The 26,240-nt window shown below is 69.0% G+C and carries 27 protein-coding genes; 8 read left to right on the top strand and 19 right to left on the bottom strand.

Annotation, left to right across the window (positions count from 1 at the left end; translation table 11 throughout):
* Positions 1 to 27: 27 nt before the first annotated feature.
* On the bottom strand, positions 28 to 933 hold the full coding sequence (locus tag GWJ10_RS09345) for a hypothetical protein (RefSeq protein ID WP_163187046.1): 906 nt from the start codon (positions 931 to 933) through the stop codon (positions 28 to 30).
* Between the two features lie 144 nt (positions 934 to 1,077).
* Entirely contained in the window at positions 1,078 to 2,958 is a 1,881-nt protein-coding gene (locus GWJ10_RS09340) for a helicase HerA-like domain-containing protein (RefSeq protein WP_163187044.1), read from the bottom strand.
* Positions 2,959 to 3,042: 84 nt separating this feature from the next.
* Here GWJ10_RS09340 and GWJ10_RS09335 point away from each other — a divergent pair, with 84 nt between their 5' ends.
* From GWJ10_RS09335 to GWJ10_RS09320, 4 genes are all read left to right on the top strand, one after another.
* Positions 3,043 to 3,924, top strand: a complete 882-nt coding sequence (locus GWJ10_RS09335; protein ID WP_163187042.1) for a DegV family protein — start codon at positions 3,043 to 3,045, stop codon at positions 3,922 to 3,924.
* A gap of 120 nt (positions 3,925 to 4,044) precedes the next feature.
* Positions 4,045 to 5,370 carry a helix-hairpin-helix domain-containing protein gene (locus GWJ10_RS20000; protein WP_277394948.1) on the top strand — a complete coding sequence of 442 codons (1,326 nt, stop codon included), beginning with the start codon at positions 4,045 to 4,047 and terminating at the stop codon, positions 5,368 to 5,370.
* A 976-nt stretch (positions 5,371 to 6,346) separates the two neighbouring features.
* Positions 6,347 to 6,640 carry a hypothetical protein gene (locus tag GWJ10_RS09325; RefSeq protein WP_163187039.1) on the top strand — a complete coding sequence of 98 codons (294 nt, stop codon included), beginning with the start codon at positions 6,347 to 6,349 and terminating at the stop codon, positions 6,638 to 6,640.
* Positions 6,640 to 6,846: a hypothetical protein gene (locus tag GWJ10_RS09320; protein ID WP_163187037.1), complete on the top strand. Its 207-nt coding sequence runs from the start codon at positions 6,640 to 6,642 to the stop codon at positions 6,844 to 6,846. The genes GWJ10_RS09325 and GWJ10_RS09320 overlap by 1 nt, the downstream gene beginning before the upstream one ends.
* 62 nt (positions 6,847 to 6,908) lie before the next feature.
* On the opposite strand, the gene GWJ10_RS09315 is transcribed toward GWJ10_RS09320, so the two are convergent.
* A complete protein-coding gene (locus tag GWJ10_RS09315; protein ID WP_163187035.1) occupies positions 6,909 to 7,403 on the bottom strand; it encodes a hypothetical protein in 495 nt (164 codons plus the stop codon).
* A gap of 213 nt (positions 7,404 to 7,616) precedes the next feature.
* Between GWJ10_RS09315 and GWJ10_RS09310 the strand changes: the two genes are divergently transcribed.
* Positions 7,617 to 8,324, top strand: coding sequence for a hypothetical protein (locus tag GWJ10_RS09310; protein ID WP_163187033.1), 708 nt, complete (start codon positions 7,617 to 7,619; stop codon positions 8,322 to 8,324).
* Positions 8,321 to 8,815, top strand: a complete 495-nt coding sequence (locus tag GWJ10_RS09305; RefSeq protein ID WP_163187031.1) for a hypothetical protein — start codon at positions 8,321 to 8,323, stop codon at positions 8,813 to 8,815. Before GWJ10_RS09310 ends, GWJ10_RS09305 begins: the two co-directional genes overlap by 4 nt.
* Before the next feature lie 84 nt (positions 8,816 to 8,899).
* Here GWJ10_RS09305 and GWJ10_RS09300 read toward each other — a convergent pair whose 3' ends face one another.
* From GWJ10_RS09300 to GWJ10_RS09250, 11 genes are all read right to left on the bottom strand, one after another.
* Entirely contained in the window at positions 8,900 to 9,403 is a 504-nt protein-coding gene (locus GWJ10_RS09300; protein ID WP_163187029.1) for a hypothetical protein, read from the bottom strand.
* Between the two features lie 17 nt (positions 9,404 to 9,420).
* Positions 9,421 to 10,542, bottom strand: coding sequence for a hypothetical protein (locus GWJ10_RS09295; protein WP_163187027.1), 1,122 nt, complete (start codon positions 10,540 to 10,542; stop codon positions 9,421 to 9,423).
* 3 nt (positions 10,543 to 10,545) lie between these two features.
* Complete coding sequence (locus GWJ10_RS09290) at positions 10,546 to 12,195, bottom strand: hypothetical protein (protein ID WP_163187025.1); 1,650 nt, start codon at positions 12,193 to 12,195, stop codon at positions 10,546 to 10,548.
* Between the two features lies 1 nt (position 12,196).
* Entirely contained in the window at positions 12,197 to 13,507 is a 1,311-nt protein-coding gene (locus GWJ10_RS09285; RefSeq protein WP_163187023.1) for a hypothetical protein, read from the bottom strand.
* 3 nt (positions 13,508 to 13,510) lie between these two features.
* Positions 13,511 to 13,999 carry a hypothetical protein gene (locus GWJ10_RS09280; protein WP_163187021.1) on the bottom strand — a complete coding sequence of 163 codons (489 nt, stop codon included), beginning with the start codon at positions 13,997 to 13,999 and terminating at the stop codon, positions 13,511 to 13,513.
* Positions 13,999 to 14,415 (bottom strand): hypothetical protein, encoded by a 417-nt coding sequence (locus GWJ10_RS09275; protein ID WP_163187019.1) that lies wholly within the window; start codon positions 14,413 to 14,415, stop codon positions 13,999 to 14,001. The genes GWJ10_RS09280 and GWJ10_RS09275 overlap by 1 nt, the downstream gene beginning before the upstream one ends.
* Positions 14,415 to 14,795 (bottom strand): hypothetical protein, encoded by a 381-nt coding sequence (locus GWJ10_RS09270; protein WP_163187017.1) that lies wholly within the window; start codon positions 14,793 to 14,795, stop codon positions 14,415 to 14,417. Before GWJ10_RS09270 ends, GWJ10_RS09275 begins: the two co-directional genes overlap by 1 nt.
* On the bottom strand, positions 14,792 to 15,133 hold the full coding sequence (locus tag GWJ10_RS09265; protein ID WP_163187015.1) for a hypothetical protein: 342 nt from the start codon (positions 15,131 to 15,133) through the stop codon (positions 14,792 to 14,794). The genes GWJ10_RS09270 and GWJ10_RS09265 overlap by 4 nt, the downstream gene beginning before the upstream one ends.
* Positions 15,134 to 15,135: 2 nt before the next feature.
* Complete coding sequence (locus GWJ10_RS09260) at positions 15,136 to 16,698, bottom strand: hypothetical protein (protein WP_163187013.1); 1,563 nt, start codon at positions 16,696 to 16,698, stop codon at positions 15,136 to 15,138.
* Positions 16,699 to 16,701: 3 nt separating this feature from the next.
* The gene (locus GWJ10_RS09255) at positions 16,702 to 17,598 is read right to left on the bottom strand and encodes a phage portal protein (RefSeq protein WP_163187011.1); all 897 of its coding nucleotides are present in this window, start codon (positions 17,596 to 17,598) and stop codon (positions 16,702 to 16,704) included.
* Between the two features lie 294 nt (positions 17,599 to 17,892).
* Positions 17,893 to 19,212, bottom strand: coding sequence for a hypothetical protein (locus GWJ10_RS09250; RefSeq protein WP_163187009.1), 1,320 nt, complete (start codon positions 19,210 to 19,212; stop codon positions 17,893 to 17,895).
* A 607-nt stretch (positions 19,213 to 19,819) separates the two neighbouring features.
* On the opposite strand from GWJ10_RS09250, the gene GWJ10_RS09240 reads away from it, so the two are divergent.
* Positions 19,820 to 20,071: a hypothetical protein gene (locus tag GWJ10_RS09240; protein WP_163187005.1), complete on the top strand. Its 252-nt coding sequence runs from the start codon at positions 19,820 to 19,822 to the stop codon at positions 20,069 to 20,071.
* A gap of 5 nt (positions 20,072 to 20,076) precedes the next feature.
* Here GWJ10_RS09240 and GWJ10_RS09235 read toward each other — a convergent pair whose 3' ends face one another.
* The 5 genes from GWJ10_RS09235 to GWJ10_RS09215 all read right to left on the bottom strand — a co-directional run bounded on the left by GWJ10_RS09235 (position 20,077) and on the right by GWJ10_RS09215 (position 24,208).
* Positions 20,077 to 20,229 carry a hypothetical protein gene (locus GWJ10_RS09235; RefSeq protein ID WP_163187003.1) on the bottom strand — a complete coding sequence of 51 codons (153 nt, stop codon included), beginning with the start codon at positions 20,227 to 20,229 and terminating at the stop codon, positions 20,077 to 20,079.
* A gap of 218 nt (positions 20,230 to 20,447) precedes the next feature.
* Entirely contained in the window at positions 20,448 to 21,692 is a 1,245-nt protein-coding gene (locus tag GWJ10_RS09230; RefSeq protein ID WP_163187001.1) for an AAA family ATPase, read from the bottom strand.
* A gap of 139 nt (positions 21,693 to 21,831) precedes the next feature.
* A complete protein-coding gene (locus tag GWJ10_RS09225) occupies positions 21,832 to 22,017 on the bottom strand; it encodes a hypothetical protein (RefSeq protein ID WP_163186999.1) in 186 nt (61 codons plus the stop codon).
* Positions 22,018 to 22,219: 202 nt separating this feature from the next.
* Entirely contained in the window at positions 22,220 to 22,522 is a 303-nt protein-coding gene (locus tag GWJ10_RS09220; RefSeq protein ID WP_034654815.1) for a hypothetical protein, read from the bottom strand.
* Positions 22,523 to 22,723: 201 nt separating this feature from the next.
* Positions 22,724 to 24,208, bottom strand: a complete 1,485-nt coding sequence (locus GWJ10_RS09215) for a recombinase family protein (protein WP_163186997.1) — start codon at positions 24,206 to 24,208, stop codon at positions 22,724 to 22,726.
* A gap of 82 nt (positions 24,209 to 24,290) precedes the next feature.
* Between GWJ10_RS09215 and GWJ10_RS09210 the strand changes: the two genes are divergently transcribed.
* Complete coding sequence (locus tag GWJ10_RS09210; protein WP_163187258.1) at positions 24,291 to 26,123, top strand: ComEC/Rec2 family competence protein; 1,833 nt, start codon at positions 24,291 to 24,293, stop codon at positions 26,121 to 26,123.
* Positions 26,124 to 26,240: the final 117 nt, after the last annotated feature.

The raw sequence follows: 26,240 nt of genomic DNA, 5'->3' as shown, positions 1-26,240 counted from the left end.
GCGCTCGGACGCGACGATTTCATGCACTCACGGGTAGCCCGGTGCCAGACGGCGTCGTCGCGCCTCGCGGACCCGGCGCACCAGGCGCTCGGGGAAGCGGAGCACGTCGTCGGCCGTCGCCGTGACGATGATCCAGCCGGCATCCTCGAGCCGCTGGCGCCGCTCGACTTCCCGTCGCCACGTCGCGGGGTCGGTCCGGTGCACGTCGCCGTCGTACTCGATCGCGATGCGCAGCCGCGGGTAGGAGAGGTCGGGGAGAGCGAGGAAGCGGCCGGCGTCGTCGCGTGCCGGGACGTTCACGTGCGGGCACGGCAGACCGGCCTGGACCAGGAGGAGCCGGGTGCGCGTCTCCATGCTGGAGTCCGTCCCCGGCCGGACGAGGTCGATCGCCTCACGGCACCGCGCGATGCCGCGCATCTTGAACGTCGCGTCCGTCAGTCTCCGGAGCTCTCGGACGGTCGTCGCTGGGGCGTCCCGCCGCGTCATCGCGTCCGCGAGCACGACGACGTCGTCCGGCGGCAGGGTGTGCGCGAGGTGGAGCCAGGTCTGGGCCGCGGACGTGACGAGGAGCCCGTGGGCGGTGGTCAGGGTCAGGGCGGACTGACCGCAGTAGTGCGCGACGACGTTCGACCGCTGGGGGCGTTGCCGTCGCTGCGGCGCGACGACGTGGACGCGGTCGTCGTCGGTCAGGCGCCAGGGAACCTCGACACCGAGCAGACGCAGCGCGGTGACGTGGCTGAACGCGGTGCCTGCCGGGAGGACGCGGGCCGCGGCGGTGCAGAGGTCGACGACGGACCTGAGGCTCCCGCGCGGGACGCGCACCCCGGCGAACGGAGCCTCGAACGAAGGGCTGCGCAGCGACGCCGGTGTCATGCCGAACGTCTGCGCCGTGCGCGTGCGGAAGGGGCCGGACGGGCTGGGGACGGTCACCATGCGCACCGAGCATGCCCGCGCCGCCACGGAGAGGAAACCGGCGCGCGCGAAGCTGTGGACAGCCCCGCCGTGAGTGCATGAAACAGTCGCGCTGAACCGGTTGCGGCGCGACTGTTTCATGCACTCAGCGGGAGGGGTGGGGGGTCAGCGGCGGCGGGTGCCGAAGATGGTGCGGGTGAGCTCGCGCCCGAGCTGGGTGCCCGCCGAGCGGAGGAACGAGTCGAGCGGGCTCGACGACCGCGACCGGGAGGACCCGGACGAGCGCGAGGGCCCCGTCGCGGCCTCGCGCTCGAGCTTCGCCCGCATCTTCTCCAGCTCGGCCTGCTCCTTCTTCGCCGCACGCTCGGCCTCCTGGGCGGCCTGCTTCGCCGCCTTCTCCTGCGCGGCCGCCTCGGCCTCGGCCGCGTCGGCGGCGGCGCGTGCCGCCGCCTGCTCCTGGACGCGCACCTGGAGGAGCTCGAACGCGGACTCGGCGTCGACGGCGGTGCCGTACCGGGCCGTCGCGGGCGACGCCGCCACGATGCCGTCGAGCACGGACGCCGGGGCGGGGTCCATCGACGACTGCGGCGCACGGACCCGTGTCCACGCCACCGGGGCGGGCGCGCCCTTCTCGGTGAGCACCGTGACGACGGCCTCGCCCGTCCCGAGCGACTGCAGCAGCCGTTCGAGGTCGTACGGCGACGTGGGGTAGGTGCGCACCGCCGCTCGCAGGGCCGCGGCGTCGTCCGGCGTGAAAGCGCGCAACGCGTGCTGGACGCGGTTCCCGAGCTGCGCGAGCACGTCGGCGGGGACGTCCTTCGGGCTCTGCGTCACGAAGAACACGCCGACGCCCTTGGACCGCACGAGGCGCACCGTCTGCACGACCTGCTGGAGGAACTCCTTCGACGCGCCGGTGAACAGCAGGTGCGCCTCGTCGAAGAAGAACACGAGCCGCGGCTTCTCGACGTCGCCCACCTCGGGCAGCTCCTGGAAGAGGTCGGCGAGCAGCCACATGAGGAAGGTCGAGAACAGCGCCGGACGGTCCTGCACCGCGGGGAGCTCGAGCGCCGAGACGACGCCCCGCCCGTCGGGCGTCGTGCGCAGCAGCTCCGACGTCGCGAACGCCGGCTCGCCGAAGAACACGTCCGCGCCCTGCGCCTGGAGCGCGACGATCTCGCGCAGGATCACGCCGGCCGTCGCGCCCGACACGCCGCCGATGCCCCGGAGCTCGGCCTTGCCCTCGTCGGACGTCAGGTACGCGATGGTGGCCTGGAGGTCCTTGAGGTCCAGCAGCGCGAGGCCCTGCGCGTCGGCCCAGTGGAAGATGAGCCCGAGGCTCGACTCCTGCGTCTCGTTGAGGCCGAGCACCTTGGCGAGCAGGAGCGGGCCGAAGTCCGCGACCGTCGTCCGGATCGGCACCCCGGTGCCGAGGCCGCCGAGCGAGTACACCTCGACGGGGTACGCCGTCGGGCTCCAGTCCTGGCCGATCGACGCCGAGCGCTCCACGATCTTGGCGGACGACGTCCCCGCGACGGCGAGCCCCGACAGGTCGCCCTTGACGTCGGCGAGGAACACCGGGACGCCCGCCGCCGACAGGCCCTCCGCCATGCCCTGGAGCGTCTTCGTCTTGCCGGTGCCCGTCGCGCCTGCCACGAGCCCGTGCCGGTTGAGCATCGAGAGCGCGAACCCCACCTGGACGTCGGCGCGCGGGGCCGGGTCGCCGCCCTCCCTACCCTCCAGCAGCGCGCCGAGCGGGAGCGTGCCGCCGGCGTACGCGTAGCCCGCCGCCACCTCGTCGGCGTACGCGTCCCCGGGGGACGACGCGTCCGGGGCGGGGTCGCTCGGCTCCGGCAGGGGCGGTGCGTCGGTCGCCGCCGTGTCGGCCGGGGAGGCCTCGCCCGACGGAACCCCGGCGGCCGCCTCGGCGGCTTCGAGCGCCGCCCGGGCCGCCGCGGCACGCGCCTCGGCTGCTTCTGCGGCGGCCTGCGCGGCGGCGGCGCGCAGGGCGGCGAGCTCGGACGGGGACGGTGGGGCGTCGTCGGCCATGCTCGGATCGTAGGGTCGGGGCAGCGGGGGCGCAGCCGGGCCGGGATGCGCAGGGCGGCGAGCACGCCGTAAGGTGGCGCGGCCATGACCGACCACCGCGTGCACGTCGTCACCGACTCCACGGCCTCCCTGCCCGCCGGGCCCGACGAGCGGCTGCGCGCCGTCCCCCTGCACGTGATCGTCGACGACGAGTCGCACCTGGAGGGCGTCGGCCTCACCGCCGAGGACGTCGCGGCGCACCTCCAGGCGGGCCACCGGGTGACCACCTCGCAGCCGACGCCGCGCGCGTTCGGCGAGGCGTACGCCGCGGCGGCCGCGGCCGGCGCACGCGAGATCGTCTCCGTCCACCTCTCGGGGCAGCTGTCGGGGACGGTGCACGCGGCGGCGCTCGCAGCCGCAGACGCCCCCGTCCCCGTGCGGGTCGTGGACTCGCGGACCGTCGCGATGGGGCTCGGCTTCGCCGCGCGCGAGGCGGCGGCGGCCGCAGCGGCCGGGGCGGGGCCGGACGTCGTCGCGCGGCGGGCGATCGAGGTCGCCGACGCGAGCCGTGCCGTCTTCCTCGTCGACTCGCTCGACCACCTGCGCCGCGGCGGCCGTCTCAGCGCGGCCTCGGCCGCGCTCGGGACGGTGCTCGGTGTCCGCCCGCTGCTGGCGGTGCGTGACGGCAGGATCGACGTCGTGCAGAAGGTCCGGACCCGGTCCGCCGCCGTCGAGCGGCTCACGACGGTCGCCGTGGAGTCCGCGGGTCGCCGCGCGCGGCCCGCGCTCGCGGTCCACCACGTCGGGGACGACGAGGGCGCCGACCGGCTCGCGGTGGCGCTCACCGAGCGCACCGGCCTGGACGTCGTCGTGACGCCGGTGAGCGCAGTGCTCGGGGCGCACGTCGGCCCGGGCGTGCTCGCCGTCGTGGTCGCGGACCTCGCCGACCGCGGCTCCGGGGTGGGAGACCTCTCGGCGATGATCTGATGTCCCGACGCCGGGGGCCTCCGATGCGTGGCCGTGCACAGCCGCGCACCTCGTCGTGTCCTCCACAGGTCGGGCAGCGGCGTCGGCAGGGCGCGCCGGCCGCGCCCTAGCGTCCACGGCGTGAGCACACCTCGGCACGAGCCCCGCCAGCACGCCCGCCCCGGCCGCGACCTCGGGAGGGACGGCGCCGTCGTCCGGCAACGCCTGAGGGCGGTCGCCGGGTCCGGGCGGCCTGCCCTCGCGTGGCACCCGGCGACCGCCGCGCTGCCTCGGGTCGACCCGCCGGAGACGAGCCCGGGGCGAGGCGAGCGGTGGTCGTGGGAGCCGCGCGAGGCGGTGGACGCCCCTGCGCCGGACATCCCTGCGCCGGACGTCGTCCCGTCCTGGCACCGGCGTCCCGGAGCGTCGAGCGACCCCGGGTCGTCGTCCGGCGCCGACGGCTGGCTGCCGTCGCGGCCGGAGCCGGAGGAGCGTGCGCCGTCCGTGCCGTCCGTGCCGTCTCTGCCGTCCCCGCCGTCCGGGGTGCCGGAGGCTGGCGAGGCCGTCGGTCCCGCCGCCGCCCGGGAGACGGCGCGGTCCGACGACGAGGCGCCCGACGCCACCGTGGACGGAGAGGCGGACGGCGAGGTGGCTCGCCTGCGACGGCGCGCGGCGCAGACGGCCGCGAGCGCGTACACGGCCGCGCACGGGCACCCGACGGCCCACTCCGGGTTCGGCGACCTCGCCGAGGAGGGCGGCAGGCGGTGGGCGCTGCGGCCGCGGACCGCGGTCACCGCGCTCGTCGTGGTGCTGTTCGTCGCGGTCGGCGTCGCCGTGCTGCGGGCGCCGGCCGGGGGCGTCGAGCCCGTGGCGCGCGTGGACGCCCCCGCCGCGGCCGCGGCGGCCGGTGACGGCGCCCCGGCCGGTTCGGACGCGCCGCCCGCCGCGGCGGGTGGTGCCGCCGCCGACGGCGAGGCGGAGGCCGCTCCCGGTCCTGGCGCAGCAGCGGCGGGGACGCCGGACGGGGTCGTCGTGCACGTCGTCGGGCAGGTGGCGGCGCCGGGCCTCGTCACCGTCGCGACGGACGCCCGCGTCGCCGACGCGCTCGACGCGGCCGGGGGAGCGACCCCCGACGCCGACCTCGCCGCGCTCAACCTCGCGCGCACCGTGACCGACGGCGAGCAGATCCACGTCCCCCGCCCCGGGGAGGCGGTCGCCGCACCACCGCCCGCCTCCCCGGGGGCAGCCGCCACCGGTGGCGGGGGCGCGGGTGGAGCGGTCGTCGACCTCAACGCCGCCGACGCCGCCGCCCTCGATACGCTGCCCGGCATCGGCCCCGTGCTCGCCGAGCGCATCGTCGCGTGGCGCGACGAGAACGGGCCGTTCACCGCGGTCGACGAGCTCGGCGAGGTCAGCGGCATCGGCCCTGCCGTGCTCGAGGACGTGCGCGACCTCGTGCGCGTGTGACCGACCTCCGGCTCGTCCCCGCGGCGCTCGCGGCGTGGGCCACCGCGTTCGTCGCCGTCGGTGCGTCGGCAGCGGACACGTTGCACGCGGCGCGTGCCACGGCCGTCGCGCTGTGCTGCGTGCTCGTCGCCGGCCTCGTCGCCCTGCGTCGCGGGGCGACCTTCCCCGGGCCCGACGCGGGCCTCGGCGGGGGCGTCGTGACCGTGCCCTCCGGCCCGGCGACCGGAGCGGGCCCCTGTCGGTCGGGCGGACCGCGGCTCGGCGCACCCGTCCGGCCACGGGCCGGTCGGACGGTCGGGCCGCGGGCCGGGTCGTTGGTCGGCGTGCGCGTGCTCGGGCAGGTGGCGCTCGTCCTCGCGTGCGTGGCCGCCGTCCTCCTCTCGGGCGGGGTCCAGCTCGCCGCGCGGGCTCCGCTCGCCTCGCTGGCCGACGAGCGCGCGACGGCGGCCCTCACCGGGACGGTGCGCTCCGCCGTCGAGCCGCGGACCGACCCGTGGTCGGGGTCGGCCGACCGGCACGAGGTGCGGGTGGCGGTCGACCAGGTCACCGCACGCGGCGCGACCGTCCCGGCGGCGGGGCCCGTCGTCGTGTCGGGGCGCGGCAACGGGTGGACCGACCTCGCGTACGGGGCGGCCGTCGTGGTCACCGGCCGGCTCGACGTGCAGGGGGACCGGACCTTCCTGCGCACGGACGGCGCGCCACGCGTCGTCGACGACCCAGGGCGGTTCCTCCAGGGCGCGCACGCCATGCGGCAGAGCCTGCTCGACGTGACGGACGGGCTCAGCCCGCAGGCTCGCGGGCTCGTGCCGGGGGTGGCCGTGGGAGACACCTCGCGGCTGGACCCCGAGCTCGACGAGGCGATGCGCACCACGTCGGTAGCAGACCATGAAAGGCCTCATCTGGTGTACATACCTAGCACCGCTAGATATGGTGGTCAACGTCGGGATAATCCGACACAACCACAGGAGGAACCACCATGGCTACCAAGCCCGCCCGCAAGATCGAGACCGTCGTCGAGTTCAACAAGGTCGCCGTTCCGGCCAAGGCCGTCACGCCCAACCCGTTCCAGCACGTCATCGACTACCTCAACTCACACGTCGACGACGCGGACGGAGCGGTCGAGTTCAACCACGACCGACCGGGGTACGCCCTCGGGAAGATCCGCTCCGGCAGCGCCGAGGGCGTCTCGTTCCGCGCCAAGATCGACGGCCGCACCCTGACCGTGTGGGCTCAGACCCGCCGCCCCCGTGTCGCCAAGGCGGCGAAGTGATGGCGACGTTCACCGTGACCCTGCCGCTCCTCACGGACGCTGCGCAGTCGTTCGCGGAGGACATCGGCGTCGACCGCTTCGGGGTCGTCGTCGCCTCGTGGACTAAGGGTGCCTCGTCGCTCCTCGCCGAGGTCGACGCCTCATCACAGGAGGACGCCGACGCCTGGGCCGCCTACGTCTCTCGCGGAGACCGAGTGCACCAGTGACCCTTTAAGACGCAGAAGGACCCCGGCGCGGGTATCGCCGGGGTCCTTCTTGTCGCGGGACTCTACGCGTCGGACTCCGGCGCGAAGTAGTTGCCGAGGAACCAGCCGTCGACTCGGTCGAGCCGCACACGCCACGGACCCGCCTTCAAGTTGGCGGCGTTCCCGTCACTAGGAACGACAACCGCTTCCTTGAAGTGGATGTACTGCACGGCGGGACTGATCAGGCCCTTCGCTTCTCGCTCAGCCCGCTTCTCGTCCATCGCTTCGAACCGAGTCTGCCGAAGCGACTCGAGGCCGTCCGTGATCGCGTCGAGCGCACCGCCGTTGCGCATCGTGGACACGAGTTCCTCATGCCAGTTCCCGTAAGAGACCACCAAGCCCGAGATGATCGTTCCGCCCACCGTGACGGTGAGGCCAAAAGAACCTTCGCTTGCTCTGCCGTCACGCCCGAGCATGATCACCAGCAGCGTCTCAAGCTCCCTGTCGATGCCCTTGAAGGACTTGAAGATCTTGCGATTCTGCTTGTCCTTCTCCTTCTGGCTCAACTGCTCTGTCATGCTCGATCGCTCCGTTCATCCCTGGACGCGACTGCCGGGTCCAAGTCGATCGTGCCAGAACGAACCCACACTCCGGGGGTGAATGATCGCACTCGCCCGGCGCCACCATGCCCGAAGTTGCTCACGCGGGGCGAGAGTTCACGAGCCGGGTGGGTAGGTTCGATTCGAGCCAGGGTGCCTGGACTGTACGAGGTGTCTGCCACACTTGCACTCGTGGACACCTTTGGGGACCGGGTGACGGTCTACGTGAACGACAAGACCGGGACACCGTGGGAGGTAGCCGAGTTCCTCCTCGAGCGGATCATGCGCGGACTGCGAGAGCTCCCCGGCACGATCGAGGTGAGTGCATCGGCAAGCGCAGGCGGCACCTCACTCGACCGGCCCACCCCTCGAGAGGCCGCCGATGCTCTGCTCGCCCACGACGTCACCCCGACGGCTTCTCGTGTGTCCATCGTCAACCGCAACTCGGAAGTGACGGGATCCTGGCTTCCCGTCGTCGAGGTGAGCGTTAGCGCAAACTCTGACCTGCGTGGCGGGCATGTAGACCGATTCCTGGTCAGCGCGAACGTCGAGTCGCGGACGAAGATCGTCGCTGACGGGCTGCTCGCGCGAGTGAATGCCGCGTTGGAGGCTCTCCAGAAGAACGGTGTGACCGTTGAGACCGTCGAAGAGGCGGCCCGCCGTGCTGCGATCGAAGCCAGAATCGGCAAGCACACGGTCACAGAGGCGACCATCGTTGCGCCCGTTGCGGCAACGTCTAGCGCCCAGCCCGTTGCAAAGACAGAGCCTGGCTGGTGGAAGCGGACCTGGCGCGAGCATGCTGCGGCTCTCGTCATTGGGCTAGTCGTGACTATCGCCGGGACAATCGCCGCGGCTTATGCACTCGTGCAGTTCGGACTCGGTTCGGGGGGAGGAAATTGAGCCCTGAAGTCTGGGGAATTCTTGGCGTGGTTGTGGGCGGCATCCTAGGAGGATTTGCGCAAGTAATCGCGGCCCTCCTTCAGCACTCAACGGAGCGGAGGCGGGAAGCCGAGAGGATTCGACGCGAGGCCTACCGTATTTTCTTGGTCCGTATAGACGAGATGACCCAAGCAATCGTTGCAGTCGGTGCAACGGTTGAGAGGCAGCAGGCTGGCCGAGAGGCTCTGATTCCGCCGGAGCGAATCGCTGAGACCATGACAGCCACGATTGCCAAGTTCTCGGACGCAAGCTTGGGTGTTGACCTCTATGGATCAGGGGCGGTGAGGGCATCGGCGAAGACCATGTCGAAGCTCTTGCGCAGTGTCCAGATGAGCGATCTTGGCCTCAAAGATGGATGGTTTGAATCTCTCGAGAGCGTCCTCGAGCCTCTAGCTGGTCTTAGGGAAGAGTTGATTGCGGCAATGCGAGTGGAGTTGCACGTGGCAAGTTAGCGCCGCCACCACCTGATCGCCTGCCACAGAAACCAGCCCGCGACGAAGCCGCCGAGCAGGAACATCGTCCAGGCGACGATCACGTCAGGGAGCAGCAACGAAGGAGAGACCAGCCAGCGAGAGCCAGGCAACGTTTCCGGTGCCCTGCCATGCCGCGGCGGTGAGCCACCCGGCCCGGATCTCGCCGTTCGGCATGACGTCGACGCGGCAGTCCTGCCAGCCCGCGCCGTCGCCCGACCATCCCTTCAGGATGATGATGATCTGGCGCGAAGGGCGGTAGCCGAGGGGCAGCGTGAGGAGCGTCTGCTGTGCGGTCGTGGCGGCGATGGTGCCTCCCGTGCGGCCGACCATTCCAGAGATTCCCACGAGCCCAGACGCGGAGCGTGTGGCTGCAACTCCGAGGAACGTCGTTCCGCCGCCGTACGGACCCCAGCCTGAGGAGTAGACGGGCGCGACGGGTGCGGGGTTGTTGAGCGCGGCCACGTCGAGGTCGACGGCCTCCGCGAGAGTCTGAATGTAGAACGGGACGTCGTTTGCGTCCGCGAGTGTGGGGTACGTGTAACCCCGGTTGCCTGTTGTTCCAGCCATTTTCTTCTAGTTCCTTATTACGCGGGAGGGACTGCTGATACGTACTCGGGCTGCCGGGTGTGAATCGACATCGACCCCTGGGGAAGGTTGAACGTGACGCGGGACACGATGGGCCGCTCGGCGTTTCCCGTGGGGAGGCGGACCGTGATCCCGTCGCCGGGGCGTAGCCAATAGCGAGCGGCCGAGTCTTCAACGTGCAGTCGGCGGCCGCGCGAGAGCGTGCGGTAGAGGATCCCGAGTGCCTGCCCGTAGGCCTCGCCGGCAGAGCCGCGACGCTCAACTTCGTGCACGAGCCCTACGCGGCCTACCGTCGTGGTCCCGTATGGGCCGTCGACCTGCTCCGCGATGCCCCGAACGGTTTGATCGGTGCCGTCGTCGTCTCGCCAACTGAAGATGACGACGATGTAGTTTGCGAAGCCCTCGCGGTCTATCGCAGCCTCAGAGGCCGTGATCGTTCCCGATCGGCCCGTGGCGAGTGTGGCCTTGGACGCTCCGGAATGAACGGCTTGGGGCCGGACGAAGAACCCCGTAAGCCCGTCGTGGTAAGCCTCGGCGGACGCGTTATCGATGAGTGAGCGCAACGCGTCCCACGTGCCGCCGTACTCGACGCGGAGCTCCTCCACGAGAGTTCCCATGAGTCCACTCGCGAGGACGTTGACCGGCTGTGAGTGGCCCTGAGACATCAACTGGTAGACGGCGCGTGTCTTGGAGGTGCCGACGGGGAAGTACGACGCCGCCACCTGGTCCATGACGATCCGCTCGTCCGACTGCGCCACAAGGGTGATGTCGTTCTGTGGGCGACGCACGACCCGCTCCGTCAGCACGAGGTCACAGAGCGGCGCAATCTCGGTCTTGCGGTCCGCGTAGCGGTATCCCACCTCGACCCGCAGACGCGTGCCCTTCCGCGGGTCCAGCAGGTCAAGGAAGGCCTGATCCTCAACGAGACCGACCGCGCCGTTGAACGTGAAGCGAGGTGTGGCGTCCTCGTCGATCGTCACGGTGGCCGTCACAAGGTCGAGCACGACGCCGTCGTTGACCGGGTTCTGGCCGGGTCGGTAGACGGTGATCTTGTGGACGTGCTGGACGGAGTCACGGAGGAACATCTCCGCGTCTGAACGGTATGGATCAGTGAGAGCCACAGGTCAGACCTCCTCGGGACCGTTGAGCAGGTCCGCGAAGACGGAGAACTCCGTGAACGAGTCGAAGAACGTCTCGTTGCGCTCAGCGCTCGCGGCAAAGTTCCACGCCGCGTCACCCTCGAGGGGCGAGGTCGGAGTGGCGACCTCGCGGAACGTGACATCCACGTACCAGCGGCGCGGGGTCGTCTGAGTGTCATATGGAGCGCTAGAGACGTTTACGGAGCGGAAGTACATGTCCAACCCGGCGTTGTCGGTCGAGCGCCACAGCATTGACCGACCGCGGCCGAACGCGGCGATTGCGTCCTTCGCGGCTTCGTAGGACGGGAACCAGACCCGCATGGAGCCGTCACGTAGTCGCTGTACGCCCTCTGACACGACGGGGTCAGCGCGCCCGATGACGTCGTGAAACACCGCCGACGTAGCGTTGGTAGCGGTGTAGGTCTCGACCAGTTCGGCGTTGAACCGTAGCTGAGGTGTGGCGGCGTCGATGAAGACGTTGCCTGCGGTGTCCAGTCGGGTGCTGGTGGTCACGATCTCTCGCGAACCTGCCGCTCCGACACGCTCGCTGACGACGGTGTACGCGACGAGGCCCTGCAACGCAGGCTCGTAGTCGGTCGCATCGAGCGCGCCATTCACGAGGTCCGCGCCACGGACGAGGCGTACCTGGCGCACGCCGTTGCTGTCCGTCCGTGAGAGCGTGGTGATGGTGTAGTCGGCGGCTGACAGGTCGTCCGTCTGCATGCGCTCAACGAGCAGTGTCCGCACGTAGTAACGAGCGTTGTAGCTGGAAGGTCCTTCCACGACGAACGGCTGGCGGTTGGACACGCGCATCGTTACCGAGGTCCCGGGCGCCACGAACGACAGCCGGACCACGGTGGGCGCGTTGCTCACGACCTCTTGAGCCGCGAGGACCGTTGTCCCGGTCAGGATCTCTACGAAGAGACCCGTGGTCGACTTCAGTGCGAAGACGGACACCTCGGTCGTCACGGTGTAGGTGCGTCCGGCTGTTGTGTTGATCGTTCGCTGCGCAGCGAGCGCCTTCGCTGCGATCGTGCCGGTGACGTCCGTGTTGTACCAAGTCGCGTACAGGCCGGTGGACGCCGACGCCCACTGCATCACCTCGTTCCAGAACGGCGGAGCCTCGAGCAACATCCACGCGTTCTCATCGCCCGACGCGAACTCGGGGCCGGTCATGACCCTCTGGTCGAGCAGTCGTGTGATCTTGTAGCTGTACAGCCCCGAGGAGTACCCGGGGAGCATGTCGAATAGAAGGACTAGGCCACCGGACGGGACCACGCCCTCCCACACGAAACGACGGGTGTCGTACGGGCCCGTCTCGCGGGTCTGCTTCATCACCGCGCCGTTGATCTTCCAGCCGCCGGTTGTTCCTGTTGCCCAGAGTTCGAACAGCACGCGTTGCCCAGGGGTAGCCGCTGTGAACGTCTTGGATGCCGAGCCCTGCACGTAGGTATCCACTGCGGTGACGACGAACTTGCTGGGGTCACTCCACGTCGCCTTCTGCGCGAGGTTCGACGCCTCGTCGCCACGAGCCCACTCGGCTGCGATGTTCGTGCCGCTGCTGTCGTCTCGAGTGACGCGCAGGTCCACTGATGCGGAGCCGACGCGCGGAGTGGCGGTGATCGTTGTAGCCATCTCAGACCCTCGTGCTCACGTACGGGCGGACCTGGACATACGGGGAGACGACGTTCTGCGCCGCCGCGTTGACAGCGCTTTGCATCTCGTCGCGCGAGACCCAGACGCCCACCTTGACCGAGCCGCCCTTAATGTTGTTAATCTCGCTCTGGGTCAGTTCGACGGAGCCGCCGTCTGTGACGTCGATGACCTTGCCGTTCGGCATCGCCTTGAGGGTCCGGGTGGCGCCATCGACGGTGACTGTGAACTCCTGCGCCTTTCCCGTGCCCATGGCGAGTGCCTGTGCGTTAGAGACGATGGCCGCATTCGTAGCCTCGGTGGCCTCGCGATAGGCATCAGTAGCCAACTTCGCCGCGTCGATTCCGGAGCGCTCAGAGTCAAAGTCATTGGTGATGTCCTGTACAGCGTCACCTAGTTTGCGGCTCTCCTGTTCGTAGACCGTCAGCGAAATGGTGCCGTTCTCGTACTCGGCCTTGAGTTCCTCTTGGCGCTGTGTCTGAGCGGCGAGCACGTCACTCATCGCGGCTTCGTCACCTGCGCGCGCCCGAATGACCGTCGAGAGGTCGGTGTTGAGTTCCTTCGCCATCTTTGTCGAGAAGTTCAGCTTGTCCTGGTTCTCGGTGAGATCACGGATGTTCTCGCCGATCCGAATTGCCTCTGCCGCGGCCGCGCCTTGCTCGATGATGTTGTCGAACATCGCGGAGATGTCCTCCTGGACGGCCTCCTTCTGAGCGGTGATCTGCCCCCACAGCGCGGATGCGATGAGGCCACCGGCGACCATCGCGCCACCGGCCGGACCGCCCACCTCCGCACCGATCTCGACCAGGCCGTCGCTGATGGACGTAACGAGCGTGTCCATGTCCATGGAGCCGTCCGAGAGCGCGCCGCTGATCTGGCCGAGGATCTCCGACCCCGTCTCGCGCGCAGACGCCTGAATCTCCGCCTTGAAGTTCGCGTCGAAGATGTCGTTCGCCGAGAGCGACGAGTCGTCAAACGAGCGCTTGATGTCGTCCGCCGCATCGCGGATGTCATCGCTCAGACTGCGAGCGGTGTCGCCCGTGTCCTTGAGCGCGCGCTGCATCTTCTCGATCTCGGACGGGCCCTCGCGACCGATCCGCTGCGCGGCGTCGATCAGGTCGTTACGGGCGCCGGCCTCACGGAGTGCGTCCTCGACCTTCTGAGCGGCGGCTTCCCAGTCGCCGCCCATCGCGTCTGCCTCGCGCTTGACCTCGCGACGGAGTGACGAGAACTCTTGCTTCGTCGCACGAGTGTCCGTGTCAACAACGATGCCTAGGCGTAGGTCCTTTGCCACGGGTCACTTTCCTTCCAGGGTCTCGTGGAGCGTGCGGGCGACGGTCTGGGCGTAGGCGCTCATCAGGCGACGCACTGCCTCTGAGCCGTACTTGAACACGACTCGTCCACGGCGGTCGCGTCGCGGTAGCTGCGCCTGCGTGTTGCGGGTGACGCGGTGCGTCCGGCTCTTGGGAGAGCGACGCGTGTACGTCTCCTTGGTGTTGTTGCCGTCACCGAACTCCACGGCGTAGGCCGGCACCGGGATGCGCGGGCTGGTGGCCGCTCGGAGGGTCGTGGAGCGCGCGGAGGATCGGACCGCAGTGCCTGCCAGGGCAGCGCGGTCCATGCGCGTACGCGCCGCCTGGAGCACCTTCGGTTGGGTCCAGACGCTGGCCGCGATGGAGGGCACGTGTCGGCTGAGCGCGGACCGGATCTCCGCGTCGACGCCCTCCATCTTGGCCGCGCGCTGGTAGAACTGATCCCAGTCGCGAAGCCGTAGCTTCGACGTCATCAGACCAACTCTGGACGTCCGTTGACACCGAGCGAGACGGAAGCAGACGCAACCGCTCCGAACGCTCCGCCGATCGCGCCCGGCGTGACGATGAGGGTCGCCTCGATCGTCGGCAACTTGGACGACACAGGCTTGAACGTCACCTCAATCTCCTCGCCCTCGTGCTCGTGTAGGAAGCGGGAAAGCGAGTCCGTCGTCTCCCAGTCCTGGGCGTAGTCGAGCGTGCAGACCCAGGTCGCTGTCGCGACGTCGGTGAACGAGTTCGAGCCAAGCCCGTTCCAGGTCACGGTCGATGCGGTCGGCGTGAACGTGACGCCCGAGAGGTGCTTCTTGTAGTCGGACGACGCGCCACCGGAAAGACTGGTGATGAACGTGACGTCCTTGAGTGTGTACGGCTGTACTTCGATTACAGGCATTATGCCGATTCCTTCTGTGCAAGCATTGTGATGTTGATGGAGTAGCCGTGCTTCTTGTCGGCGTACACAACGCGTGTGGCCCGAGCGGCACGTACGTCGTTGATGCGATCCAGCGCGTTGAGCGCGTCAGCAATGTGGCCGTCTAGCGCGTCCTCGCTTCGGCGGTAATCCTCATACGGGACGACGAGCACAATGACCATGTCGACCTCGTATGCCCCGAATGCAAGGTCGTCGATATTGCCGCCCCAGCGAATCTCCATGTCAGGAGCAACAAAGATCGTCGCATCCGTGATTGCCGCGTAGTTCTCGGGGGCGTAGTCAAGTACGGTCAGGTCCGTGTTCTCGCGGAGGTACGCGGTCATCGTTGTGCGGGCGCTCACGAGCGGGCTCCGAAGTGGACCGAGCCGGGCGACTTCGGGCGGAGCAACTGCTTGACGCTCCAGTCCATCGGGAAGACCGTGACGGTGAACCCGTCCGGGCCGAGACCGTTGTTGTCCCCAGCCTCAGCGGCTCGCCAAAGCGCCCGCGCCTGCTTGATCTGTGCGAGGCGGTGGCGCGAGTACGCCACCGCGGCGACCGAGTATCCCGAGTACGCGATGCACTGGTCGTAGGCGGCGAGCAGGTACTCACCGAGTTCGTCGTCGTCAACAGGAGCATCGGGCCACTGGGCACGCGCTTCCTCGAACGTGACCCACCCGATGAGTACCGGCTCGTCCACGGTCAGGCTCCGGTGACCTTGACGAGGCCCTTGCCGGCCGCGATGATCGCCCACTTGCCGTAGAGGCCGACCTCGATGCCACCGCGAGCGACGTCCAGCGCCTCAACGCGAACCGGCGCACCGGCGTACTCGAAGAGGGTCAGCGCCTCGCGCGAGCCGACGATGACGGAGCCGTTGAGGCTCGGCGTGTTCGCCGGGACGACCTTGAACCCAGCGAAGTTCGCAGCGTCGAAGCCAACGGACACGGACAGGTACTCGAGCACCTGGTCCTTCTTGCTGAAGAGCAGTTCCTCGTAGAGGTCCTGGCCGACGATCGCGAAGTCCGGGGTGAGGCTCGCCTCGTCGTTGATGAGGTTGAGGATTCCCTTGGCCATGAGGACAGACGCCTTGGCGACACCCGTGACAGGAGCGACACCCGTGACGGCGGTCGACTCCGCCGAGATACGCGCGATGACCTTGTTGTCGATCTTGCGTGCGTAGTCGTTCGTGGCCTGGCGAAGTGCGGCCTCGATGAAGCCCGCGTTGCCGCTGTCCGCGAGGTCACGGTCGAAGACCCAACCTCCAGCCAACTTCGCCGGGTTCGCGGTCACGAGTTCGGTGCCAACGTCCGAGGTCGGGACCTCGTTCGGGAAGCCGCTCCAGTCGTTGACCGAGAGCTTGTCCGTGAAGCGCCAGCCGTAGACGACGCCGGACGTTCCCGGCGTGAAGGTGGCGTGGTTGACGAGCGGCGCGTAGCGCTGCGTGTAGGTCTTGCCCGACCACAGTTCACCGAGGAACTGCGGGACGGCGACGTTGTCGAGGATGCCGCCGTCGTGGCCGTTGCCTGCCGGGATGTCGGTCAGCGCGGCGTTAAGGACCTGCTGGGCCTTGCCCGAGGCGATCAGGCTCGAAGCCTGGTGAAGAGAAATTTCCTTGCCGGTGTTGGCGTTCTTCGCGGACGCCACCAGGTCGGCGGGAGCGGTGACGTTGTCGGTCACGTGACTCTCACTTTCTGTGTTGGTTGTGTCGTCGGCGGGCGCCTCGGACGCGGTTACTGAGGGGGCCTCCGGGGCCGTAGGGGTTACCGACGCGGAGCGATCGGCGTCGGGGTCACCCACGGGCGCGGAGGGGTCTGGGAGTTCGCCGCAGTCGGACGCGGCGAGGGCGTACACGGACGCGGACGGGAACGCGGGGCGGACGACGGCTCCGGCTCCGGTGAGGTCTCCGGCGAGGAGGTGTCCGTCGCGGATCACCGGGCGCTCGACCTCGACCGAGAGGCAGGCGCGCAGTCCCTCGCGAACCTCTTCGAGGAGGTCGTTGCCCGCGGTCGTTGCGGCGATGCGGAAGGTGGCGTGGAGCCCGTCCTCGCGCGCCTCGATCGACGTTGCGCGACCGACCGGACGCAGCCCGTCGTGCTCGATGTTGAGGACGACCTTGGACACGTCCTCAGGGACGGTGACGCTCGATGCGGAGGCGGTGACGAGCCCTGCGCTCGTTGCGCCCGGCTCGTTGAAGGGGAGAAGCAGTCCGGTGATAGAGCGCTCTCCGGACGATGCGACGAGGCTAGATGAATAGATGGTCAGCACGAGTCAGTCCTCCAGAGCCGCAGGCTCGGGCGGCGTTGTCGCGAGGTATGAGAGGTCGAAGACGACGTAGGTTCCGCGCGGGACAACGTCGTCCATGGAGAGGCGGTTGACGATCGGGTCCGCCCAGAAGTTAAAGGTCGTGTCGAGGAACCACGAGCGCTGGTTGTTGAGGTTCGCGTACGTGAGGTTTGCGCTCGAACCGGTCGAGACAGCGGCGTCGATCAACGCGGACGGAATGCCCATGTGCTGTGCGATGTTGACGGCTACGGAGTTCTGGACCTCGACGAAGTAGTCCGACTCGACGTTGTTGTGCTCTCGAATCTCGATGCCTGCCGGTGTAACGACGATCGAGCCGTTGGAGTCGCGGAGGGCGGCGGCGTAGTTGTCGCGGACCTGGGCGACCTCGTCGGAGTCCAGTTGTGAGTCGTCGGTGACGTGAATCTCTGTCTGGGCGGCTGGAGTGCGGAGGCGCTGGTCCCGGATCGTCTCGACGTTGAGAGCGGCGCGGAGCGTGCGCTGGGCGACGGCGAGGATTCCGCCCGGGATGGGGCCCGGGATGAGGATGCCGTCAGCTACAACCTGGTTGCCGACGACCACGCGGCCCTGACCGTCGAAGTGCCAGTCCTCGCGGGGGCAGCGGCTCGCCTGAATGATCTGACCGTCCGCGCCGCGCTCGACGAACCAGAACGCCCACCCGGTGAAGATCAGATCGTCAAGAGTGAGTGCGAGGCGCATCTGTGGGCTGATCGCGCCGTTGGTGCGGGTCAGCCAGAGCGGGGTCTCGATCATCTGCTCGCCACCGGCCTTGTAGGCGCGGAGCGGGGTGCGGCTGATCTGGCCGGTGATGAGGTTGCGCCCCGCTGCTACGGACGGGATGCCGAGAGCCTGGTTCTTGTCCATCGGGAGGCCGACTAGGAAGTCCGGCATAGAGATGGTGGCGAGAGAGTGAGGGCGAGTCGTCGCGTAGTACTGCGCCGATCCAGGCGCTACACCGGCCGGTACATAGACGGAACCCCGTAGGCTATTTGCGTCACTGATTCGGCGGGTGAATAGACCCAACTACATTCGCTCCGATAGTTATGCTGAGCCCTCGGGCAGGAGGATTGGAGAACTCCCGCCCGAGGGTGTCATGACAGCACCTGAAATAGATATCTCTATCTTATCGGGATTTCTCGAAGCAATGCATAAGAACCGTCACGCGTTGTCGAGGATGATCGGCTTTTGTCTCGGGTTCTGCTCCAACTCCCAGACGGCGAGCGCGGCCGCGCGGATGGGGGAGATGTCACCGTCCGAGCGGTGCCAGTTGAGGTAGCGGCCCTTGCCCTCCGGGTCTGAGCGCCACTGCGCGCCCATCACCGCGTTCGTCAGGCCGACGTTCGACTTCGGGTAGCGGAGGGATCGGGAGTCGACGGCCTTGACGATGTTGTCCTGTCCGGCCATGACCGCGCGAGAGTCGTGCGCGACGACGCGGTTTGCAACCTTCTTCTGTCGCTTGAGGACTTCGGTCGGCTGCGTCATGGCCGACTTCGCGAGGCCGTCGTAGACGACACGCGCCTTCGGGAAGCGGACGAGGAGGTCGTAGAGGAACTTCGGCGTCCAGTCCGTGTTGGCACGCTGGGCGAGCAGTTCCACCCGGAGCTGGTCCCCGTCTCGCCACGCTGCGACGACGGACGAGGACTTGGACTCCGGCTGTGCGTCGAAGGCGAGCACGAACTCGTTCGGCTTCTCCGAGAACTCGGCAGCGCACTCGTTCCACGCCGCGATGTCGAACGCTCCCGAGAACGCGCCGCGCGGCCAGACACCCAGGTACTCCTGTGCCCAGGTGGCGTCGTCCAAGCCGGCACGGCGAGCCCGCATCTTGTCCAGCGTCGTCAGGGTGCCGATGCCGGGCAGGACGCGCTGCCACATCTCTTCGTCGGCCAGGTCGATGTCTGCGATGTCGTCTCCGGCCGTGTACATGCTCGTGGCGTGTCCCGGTTGTTCCGAGAGGCCTGCCTGGAGCGCGTCCCAGAACCATCCGGCGCGGCTGTCGCCGGGTGTCCCGGCGAGGATGACCTGTCCGTCCGCGACGGTGTCGAGGATCGGCATGATGCCCTGCTTCAGGTTGGCACCCTGCTCAGGATCGAAGGACTGGGCCTCGTCGATAAACGCCACGCGCGCCTCGTCACCGCGATACGAGTCCTCGTGAGGCGCGACGGACCACATGCGCGAGCCGTTCGCGAAGTCCATGTCCACGATCGCGCCGCGACGGATCTTCGGGCCGCCCGCATCCTCGGGGTAGAAGCGGTCCAGGCGCCGGGCGTGGCTCATAAAGCGGTCCCGGGACTTCGAGCCCGTCTGGGCCGTGATCACGATGTACGTGTCGTCCTCGAGGTCCATCAACCCGAGCATCCACGCCCAGACTGCCTCGGTCTTGCCGTTGCGTCGGCCCCAACAGATCGAAGTCGTCTCAATTCCGCGGTCAAGCAGGTCGCCCAGGGCGATTTGATGTGCGTGGAGGGTGATGCCTAGCATCTCTGCTCCGCGCAAGCTGTACTTACTCATATGTTCAATCACTTACCGAAAGAGAATTGTGACGGGCAAGGAACGAGGACTCTCGTGAGTCTTAAAAGGACGTTCGTGTGCGTGCATCACCACGTGCGGATGCCGTCCGACTGATCGCGACGCGCACGCATTCGAGACTGTGCGAGTGCCTGACCTGCCGACTCGTTGCATCGACCGTGCGCGGGCCACGTGTTGTTGACGTCGTTCGACGCTCCGCCCATCGCGCGAGGCACGACGTGGTCGACGTGCCACCGCATGGCGGTCGTGACCGGGCGCCCGCACTTCGAGCAGGGGAGCGGGCCGGCCGTGAGCCTCGCCGTCCAGTACGCCCTCAGCTTCCCGACGTTGTAGCGCGTCGGGTCCTTCGCGCTCACCACAGCCGTCCTCGGTCGCAGGTCTTGCAGAACACGGAGCCGTCCGTCCTCGGTCGTCCGCAGGTCGGGTTCGCGCAGGGCAGCGAGTCGAAGTCGCCGGTGTCCCTCTCGCGCCCGCTCTTCTTGCCTCCGCCTGTTCCACCGCGCTCGGGCTGGTCGTGTCCTGAGGAGGAACCTCGACGTCTTGGCGCTACCGTGTGCCCATGACGCGCAACGGTCGGCTCATCGTCCGGGTTTCGGGCTACGGCCTGGTCGTCCTCGGACTGCTCATGGTCTTGGTCCCGTCCTCGATGTGCGGCTCGATCGCCTTCAACGACTGCGCGTCGAACACTCCGTTCGACGAGACGGGCTTCGACTTCTTCGGGCACGGACTGCAGACGTTCCTGCTCTTCGCCTTCGTGGTCGCGGGCGGAGTCGCGGTCGTCCTCTCCCACTTGCTGCCGGAGCGCCGCTGACCCGTTCATCGTCCCGACTCCAGCGAGTCCGCGATCCGCTCAAGCGCCGTTGCCTGTCGCTCCGCGATGTCCGCGAGACGTTCGATCGCGGTGTACACCGAGTCGATGTCCGCCTCGTAGTAGACCTGCTTGCCCTCTGTGTCCGTGTAGTACGCCATGCTCTTCGCCCGTTCTCGTCCGGCCAGCCTCGTGCTGGTCCGGTTGGCGTCTCTGCGTCTCTCGTCGGGGCGTCTGACCCCTCGTCGTTCTCGTTGGAATTCCAACCCTCGAGTTTGGTCCGGTTGGTCCGGGGTAAACCCCGGAGACCAAGGACCAAACCCTCGATCTGGGTTTGGGGTTTGGTCTCTGCTTGGTCCCAGACCAAGGCGGACCAAGCTCAGACGCGCGCGTACCTCGTCTGTGAGCCCGTGCCGGTCTTGGTGATCTGCAACTCCTCCTGCATCCACGTGAGGACCTGGGGGAGGCGACTCTTGCGCTCGATGCCGGTCTCGTCGGAGATCGCGCGTGCGCTCACGTGTCCGGCGTCGATCGCGTCCAGGACGGCGCGCTGCTCATCGTCGGACGGCTGTCCGGCGAGGTGCGCCGCAAGCGCGGCTTTCACCTGTCCGATACTTCGGATCGCGGCACCCTCCGAGCCGGACATTTGGTACGACTCGAAGTTGTCGTCGGTCTCCGGCTGAGGCGCGCCCTTGATCTTCGCCTTCGACCAGAGCGCGGTCTTCTCATGGCCCTTGCCGACCGGGACGACTTGGACCTGGACGTCCGTCTTCGCGCGCTGACCGGATGCGCCGCGTGCGTGGTCACCCGTGTGCCCGGAGTGGTGGACCACGACCGCAAGGTGACGCGCCTTGTCGGCGTCGGCCTTGATCTGGCGGAGGAGCGTGACCATCGCGGCGTTGTCGTTCTCGTTGATGCCCGGCGCGAGATCGATCTGTGTGTCGTAGACGATCATCGCTGGCATGAAGCCTCGCGCGTGGATCTCACCGAGGAGTCTATGGACGCTGTCCGCGGGGCTGGGGGTGTACGCGTCACGACCCGTTCCCCATGCCATTTCCAGCACGTCACCCTGGCCGCCGTCGAGGAGCCAGAAATGCTCCTGGACCACGGCGGCATCGGCTTCCGGGTGGGCGAGCAACCAGGCGTGGACCTGGATGCGGAACGTCGCACCACCCTCGTTCGCGACGTAGACCACGTGCTGTGGCCCCGCGACGTTCAGATCGTGCCCGAGCCACATGTCCAGGCCAGCCGCGACCGACAGCGCCAGGTCGAGGACGTAGAGCGTCTTGCCGGAGTACGGCGGTCCGTAGACCTGCGCGAGGCCGGTCCGGTGTATGCGACCCGGCACGAGCCAGTCGACCTGCGGAGGATTCGCCATCCAGTCGATCGGGCGGAGACGGTTCGGGAACTTCTCCCAGTACTCGTACTCCTCGCGCTCTGCCGCGGTCAGGGACTCGAGCCAGATCTCGTGCTGAATCGCGTCGTCGAGCTCCTCGACGGTGACGTCTTGCGCGGCGGCAAGCGCCATCAGCGTCTCCCAGTCGATCGGGTCTGGAGCCCACGGGTCGTTGAACGGCGTCGAAGTCGCCGCGACCGGGGGCACCGGTGGAGTACTTGCGCTCACGCCTCGCCTCTCATCCGCTCGGAGTCCGCGCCTGCTAGGCGGACTGCCCTTCTCTGCTCCCACGCCTCGCGCGCGACGAAGCCCCACAGCAACCCGGCGCCCGTCCACAGCGCGCAGGTCGCGACGATCCAAAGCACGGTCATCGCGCGGTCTCCGGGTGGTCGCGGAGATACGCCTCAAGCTCTGCCTCGACGGCCGCGAGTTCCTGCTCCTTCTGCGCGCGCTCTCGCGCGTGGCGGACGGCCATGCTCTTCAAACCGTTGCGGCGCTTCCCGATGCTCTGCTTAAGCACGGTGTGGCGCGGCAGTTCGAAATACGCTCCCACTTCTTCACCTTCTTGTTAACCACACCCTCCCTGGGTGATGAAATAACCGTAAACCGTTCGAGACCGTGTCAAGCATTCGTGGCTGGCTGATCCGGCGCGATGCCGTTGCGAATGCTGGCCTCGCGGGCTGCGCGAACTCGTCAAAAACTCTCCAGCAACGACCGAGAGCGGCCCCGGGAGGGCCGCCCTCGACCGATTCCGCCTACGCGGTCGCGTCGTCCGCGAGCGCCTTGTAGAAGGTCTCGCGGTCGGTCATGTCGCGGTGAGTCTCCGGAAGAGCGATCAGCAAGTCGGTCGGCCCATCGATCAGGAACCCCTTGATCGTGTCGCGGTGCATCCCCACCTGGTGATCAGTGCTGTGCCCCTCCACGGCGCGGTAGGCCTCAACCCACTCCTTGTGCGCCTCGTTCAGCTTCGCGATGCGGCGCTTGAGGCGGCGGTCCGCCTTCACGAACCGTCGCAGGACCTTGTCCGCGCTCGGCGGGGTGTTCTCGGTGTCGGTCACTCGATCTCCTGGTGTCGTGCCGAGGGCGTGTTCCCTCGCACTCAACAACCTTGCCTCCGGAAGGCTCGTCGCTACCGAACCCACGCCGCGGGAATACCCGGACAAACTGGATGTCGGGGCAGGTCACAGTCGCGTTTCCGCAGGTAGTGCATGCCGCCGAACACGGTGTAGGAAGGTGAAGACGACCTCGATCATCTGCGTCTAGACGACGTTCTCCACCCGGACCGGCGCCAGATCCGCCTCTCCGAGGGCGATCTCGAGCCCCGACTCCGTGGGCTCGTCCGTCGCGTTCCAGACCGCCTGGACCTCGGCCGCCCGTCTGAAGACGACGGTCTCAGGCCGGAACTTCTGGTTCGGCTTGATCGGGAGGAGCGTGATCCGGTCCCAGACGGAGCGCAGCACCTCCTGCCGACGTGCGAGCGGCAACTCGTTGAAGCGGCGGATCGCCTCCGAGCGCGCGGTCTCGTCCTCCCAGGAGAAGCCCCAGATCCCGTCCAGGAGGTCGGAGCGCGTCCGCTCGTGCAGACCGGCGTCGACGGCGTCGATGCGCTCCTGGAGGCCCTGGGTGGCCACGATCAGCTGCGAGAGGGTGATCTGTCCCTGGCCGTGTGCCGCCGCGAGGTTGTCCATCTCGACGCCGAGCCGGATGCGCTCTGCCCGGAGTCCTCTCACCTGCTCGGGGTCGCTCTGGCGGGCAATCGACTCTCCGGCTCCATGTGCGAGCGTCCACAGCGTGGCGAGGACGACGTGCTCCTCGACCTCCGCCGCCTTCCGTGTGCAGTGCGGTTTCGCGCGGCACTTGTACGCGCGGTTCCCGTGGGAGTTCACCGAGACGACCGTCGAACCGTCGTCGCAGATCCCGCACCACGCGAGAGTGGAGAGCAGATAGGTCAAGCGTCGCGGACCGCCGTGAGTGCGGCCGGGGGAGTTGAGTACCGCCACCGCGTCACGCCAGGTCCCCTCATCGACGAGCGGAGTCCAGTTGCCGCGTCCGACCTCCTCGCCGTTGTGCGTCCGGATGCCCGCGTTCCGCGCCGCGCAGAGGATCTTCTTGAAGTGGCTCGCGCCCTTGCGATGCTCCGGTGGCCAGCCTCGGAGGATCGCCGCGAGGGTCTCGCCTTGCAGGACCCGCTGGTACGCGTCACGGAGCAGGTCGGCTTCCTCCTCACGAGGTGTCCCGTCACGCTCGTACCCGAACGGGCGGTTGCTCCACCACGGCTTGCCCTCGGCGGCGTGCTGGGTGAAGAAGCGTCGCATCCTCTCTTTGGAGATCTCGGACTCGCTAGTGGCGACTTCGCCGAGGATGCCCGCGACGAGTCGCCCCTGCGCGGTGGACATGTCCACGTCGGTGCCCTTGATGAGCGAGACCCGGAGCTCACGCTCCTGTCCGAGTTCCATGAGCCGGTACTGGTCCTTGCGGTTGCGCAGTAGGCGGTCCCACCTATCCGCGACGACTACCTGAACACGGCGCTCGTCTACGAGACGGAGTAGTCGCTCGAAGCCTGGGCGCGGCTGCCCCTTGGTCGCGCTCGTGTCGTTGTCCTCCACGACCTCGACGACCTTCCAGCCCTTGATCTCGGCCATCTTCTCGGCGTCCTCGCGTTGACGCTTGACGGCCTTCCGCCCGTCTCGATCGTCGTCCGCGAGGTCGTCGCGACTGATGCGCACGTACACCGCCGCGTCCACGGCTGCCTCCTCTCCTCGGGCGCCGGCCTGCGCCCCTGGCGCCACCGTATCGGGATGAGGCCCTTCAAGACACCTCACCTCGCTGACGCACGTCACGGCCGTGTCCGGCGGCCACTTCGTCATCGTCGTCGCGTGCGTCGCGGCGCTGTGCGTCGTGCTGCGCGCGCCGCGAGCCGTCCGCGTCGTCGTCACGGGCGCGGCGATGGTCGGGTTCGTCGCGCTGGTCCACCCGGAGCCGAGCGTGCTGCGGGCGGCGGCGATGGGGGTGGTCGGCGTGCTCGGCATCGCGCTCGGGCGACCGTCCCGCGCGGTGGCGGCGCTCGGGGCCGCGGTGGTCGTGCTCCTGGTCGTCGACCCGTGGCTGGCGCGGTCGTACGGCTTCGTCCTCTCCGTCGCCGCGACGGCCGGGCTGGCCCTGCTCACGGAGCCGATCGCCCGCCGGCTGGCACCGTGGTGCGGACGGACCGCTGCGCACGTCCTCGCCGTCCCGGTGGCAGCGCAGGCGGCGTGCGCCCCGATCGTCGTCCTGCTCGACCCGAGCGTGAGCACGTGGTCCGTCCCAGCGAACCTCGTGGCTGCACCGGCGCTGGGTCCCGCGACGGTGCTCGGCGTCCTCGCGACGCTCGTCGCGCCCTGGTGGCCCGGCGCCGCGACCGCGCTCGCCTGGACGGCGGGGCTGTTCACAGGCTGGATCGCGGGCGTCGCCCAGGTCTTCGCGGCCGCGCCCGGTGCGCGGGTGCCCTGGCCGGGAGGTGTCGGAGGAGCCGCGCTGCTCGCCGCGCTGACTGCCGTCGGGCTCGCCGTGGTCCTCCGCTCGCGCGCACTGCAGGACGCGGGGGAGCGCCGCACGCTGCGTCGCGCGACGTCGCCGTCCCTGCGGGCGCGCCTCGCCGGGGAGTGGCGTCGCGCCACCCGGCCGTCACGCCCCGACGCCGGGCCGTTCGGACGGACCGTCGGCGCGCACCCCGCCCTCGCTCTGCGGGGGAGAGCCCGGTCTCGTGCGCGCGTCGCGGCCGTCGTCGCGCTCGTCGCGGTGCCCGTCCTGCTCGTCGTGGTGCTCCGGCCGCTCGGTGTGACCGCGGGGCCGGTCCCCGCGGACTGGGCGGTCGTGGCGTGCGACGTCGGGCAGGGCGACGCGCTCGTCGTGCGCTCGGGCCCGCGCGCCGCGGTGGTCGTCGACGCCGGCCCCGCGGGCCCCGCGGCGGGGTCGTGCCTGGACGACCTCGGGGTCGAGCGGGTCGACCTGCTCGTCCTCAGCCACTTCCACGCGGACCACGTCGGCGGCCTGGAGGCGGTGCTCCGCGGCCGGGAGGTCGAGCGCGCGCTCGTGAGCCCCACGGCGGAGCCCGCGGGGCAGGCCGAGCGCGTGCTCGGTGACCTCGCGGACGCAGGCGTCCCGGTACAGGTCGCGCGGCCCGGGGAGACAGGCGCGGCGGGCTCAGTCGGCGCTGCGGGCGCTGGGGGCACCGCGGGCGTTGCGGGTGCCGGGGGATCCGGCGAGAGTGTCGGCGACGGCGCCTCGTGGGAGGTGCTGCAGGCCGGACCGGGTGACGCGAACGACGCGAGCGTGGCGCTCCTCGTCCGGGTGGCGGGACTGGACGTCGTCGCGCTGGGCGACCTGGAGGACGCGGGGCAGGCGGCGCTCGCGCGGACCCTGGGCGAGCGGGGCACGGGACCGGTCGACGTCGTCAAGGTCGCGCACCACGGCTCGGCCACCCAGTCCGACCGGCTCGCGCAGGTCCTGGCACCGACGGTGGCGCTCGTCAGCTCGGGCGAGAACACCTACGGCCACCCCACCGACCGGGCGCTCGACCTCTACCGCGGGGTGGGCGCGACGGTGCTCCGGACCGACGCGTGCGGCACCGTGGCGCTCGTCGTGCGCGACGACGTCCTCTCCGCCGCGGGGTGCGGGTGACCGCGCCCGAGCGCGCCCCCGCCCGGGCACCCGGGCGGCCGACCATCCTGTGCCCCGGTGCCAGGGCGCCCGCGACGCCCGGGTGTCGTCGGTGCGGCGTCGCCGGAACTCCTGCGA

Origin of the sequence: Cellulosimicrobium sp. SL-1, assembly GCF_011033075.1 — a bacterium.
In the GTDB taxonomy this organism is placed as follows: Bacteria; Actinomycetota; Actinomycetes; order Actinomycetales; family Cellulomonadaceae; genus Cellulosimicrobium; species Cellulosimicrobium funkei.
Note: the sequence above shows the minus strand (reverse complement) of the source record. Positions and strands in the feature narration are given on the sequence as shown.

Excerpts from the sequence above, each read along its gene's own strand:
- GWJ10_RS09345 (WP_163187046.1), bottom strand. The coding sequence starts at position 933 with ATGGTGACCGTCCCCAGCCCGTCCGGCCCCTTCCGCACGCGCACGGCG.
- GWJ10_RS09340 (WP_163187044.1), bottom strand. The coding sequence starts at position 2,958 with ATGGCCGACGACGCCCCACCGTCCCCGTCCGAGCTCGCCGCCCTGCGC.
- GWJ10_RS09335 (WP_163187042.1), top strand. The coding sequence starts at position 3,043 with ATGACCGACCACCGCGTGCACGTCGTCACCGACTCCACGGCCTCCCTG.
- GWJ10_RS09325 (WP_163187039.1), top strand. The coding sequence starts at position 6,347 with ATGGCTACCAAGCCCGCCCGCAAGATCGAGACCGTCGTCGAGTTCAAC.
- GWJ10_RS09320 (WP_163187037.1), top strand. The coding sequence starts at position 6,640 with ATGGCGACGTTCACCGTGACCCTGCCGCTCCTCACGGACGCTGCGCAG.
- GWJ10_RS09315 (WP_163187035.1), bottom strand. The coding sequence starts at position 7,403 with ATGACAGAGCAGTTGAGCCAGAAGGAGAAGGACAAGCAGAATCGCAAG.
- GWJ10_RS09300 (WP_163187029.1), bottom strand. The coding sequence starts at position 9,403 with ATGGCTGGAACAACAGGCAACCGGGGTTACACGTACCCCACACTCGCG.
- GWJ10_RS09290 (WP_163187025.1), bottom strand. The coding sequence starts at position 12,195 with ATGGCTACAACGATCACCGCCACTCCGCGCGTCGGCTCCGCATCAGTG.
- GWJ10_RS09280 (WP_163187021.1), bottom strand. The coding sequence starts at position 13,999 with ATGACGTCGAAGCTACGGCTTCGCGACTGGGATCAGTTCTACCAGCGC.
- GWJ10_RS09275 (WP_163187019.1), bottom strand. The coding sequence starts at position 14,415 with ATGCCTGTAATCGAAGTACAGCCGTACACACTCAAGGACGTCACGTTC.
- GWJ10_RS09255 (WP_163187011.1), bottom strand. The coding sequence starts at position 17,598 with ATGGACAAGAACCAGGCTCTCGGCATCCCGTCCGTAGCAGCGGGGCGC.
- GWJ10_RS09250 (WP_163187009.1), bottom strand. The coding sequence starts at position 19,212 with ATGCTAGGCATCACCCTCCACGCACATCAAATCGCCCTGGGCGACCTG.
- GWJ10_RS09240 (WP_163187005.1), top strand. The coding sequence starts at position 19,820 with ATGACGCGCAACGGTCGGCTCATCGTCCGGGTTTCGGGCTACGGCCTG.
- GWJ10_RS09235 (WP_163187003.1), bottom strand. The coding sequence starts at position 20,229 with ATGGCGTACTACACGGACACAGAGGGCAAGCAGGTCTACTACGAGGCG.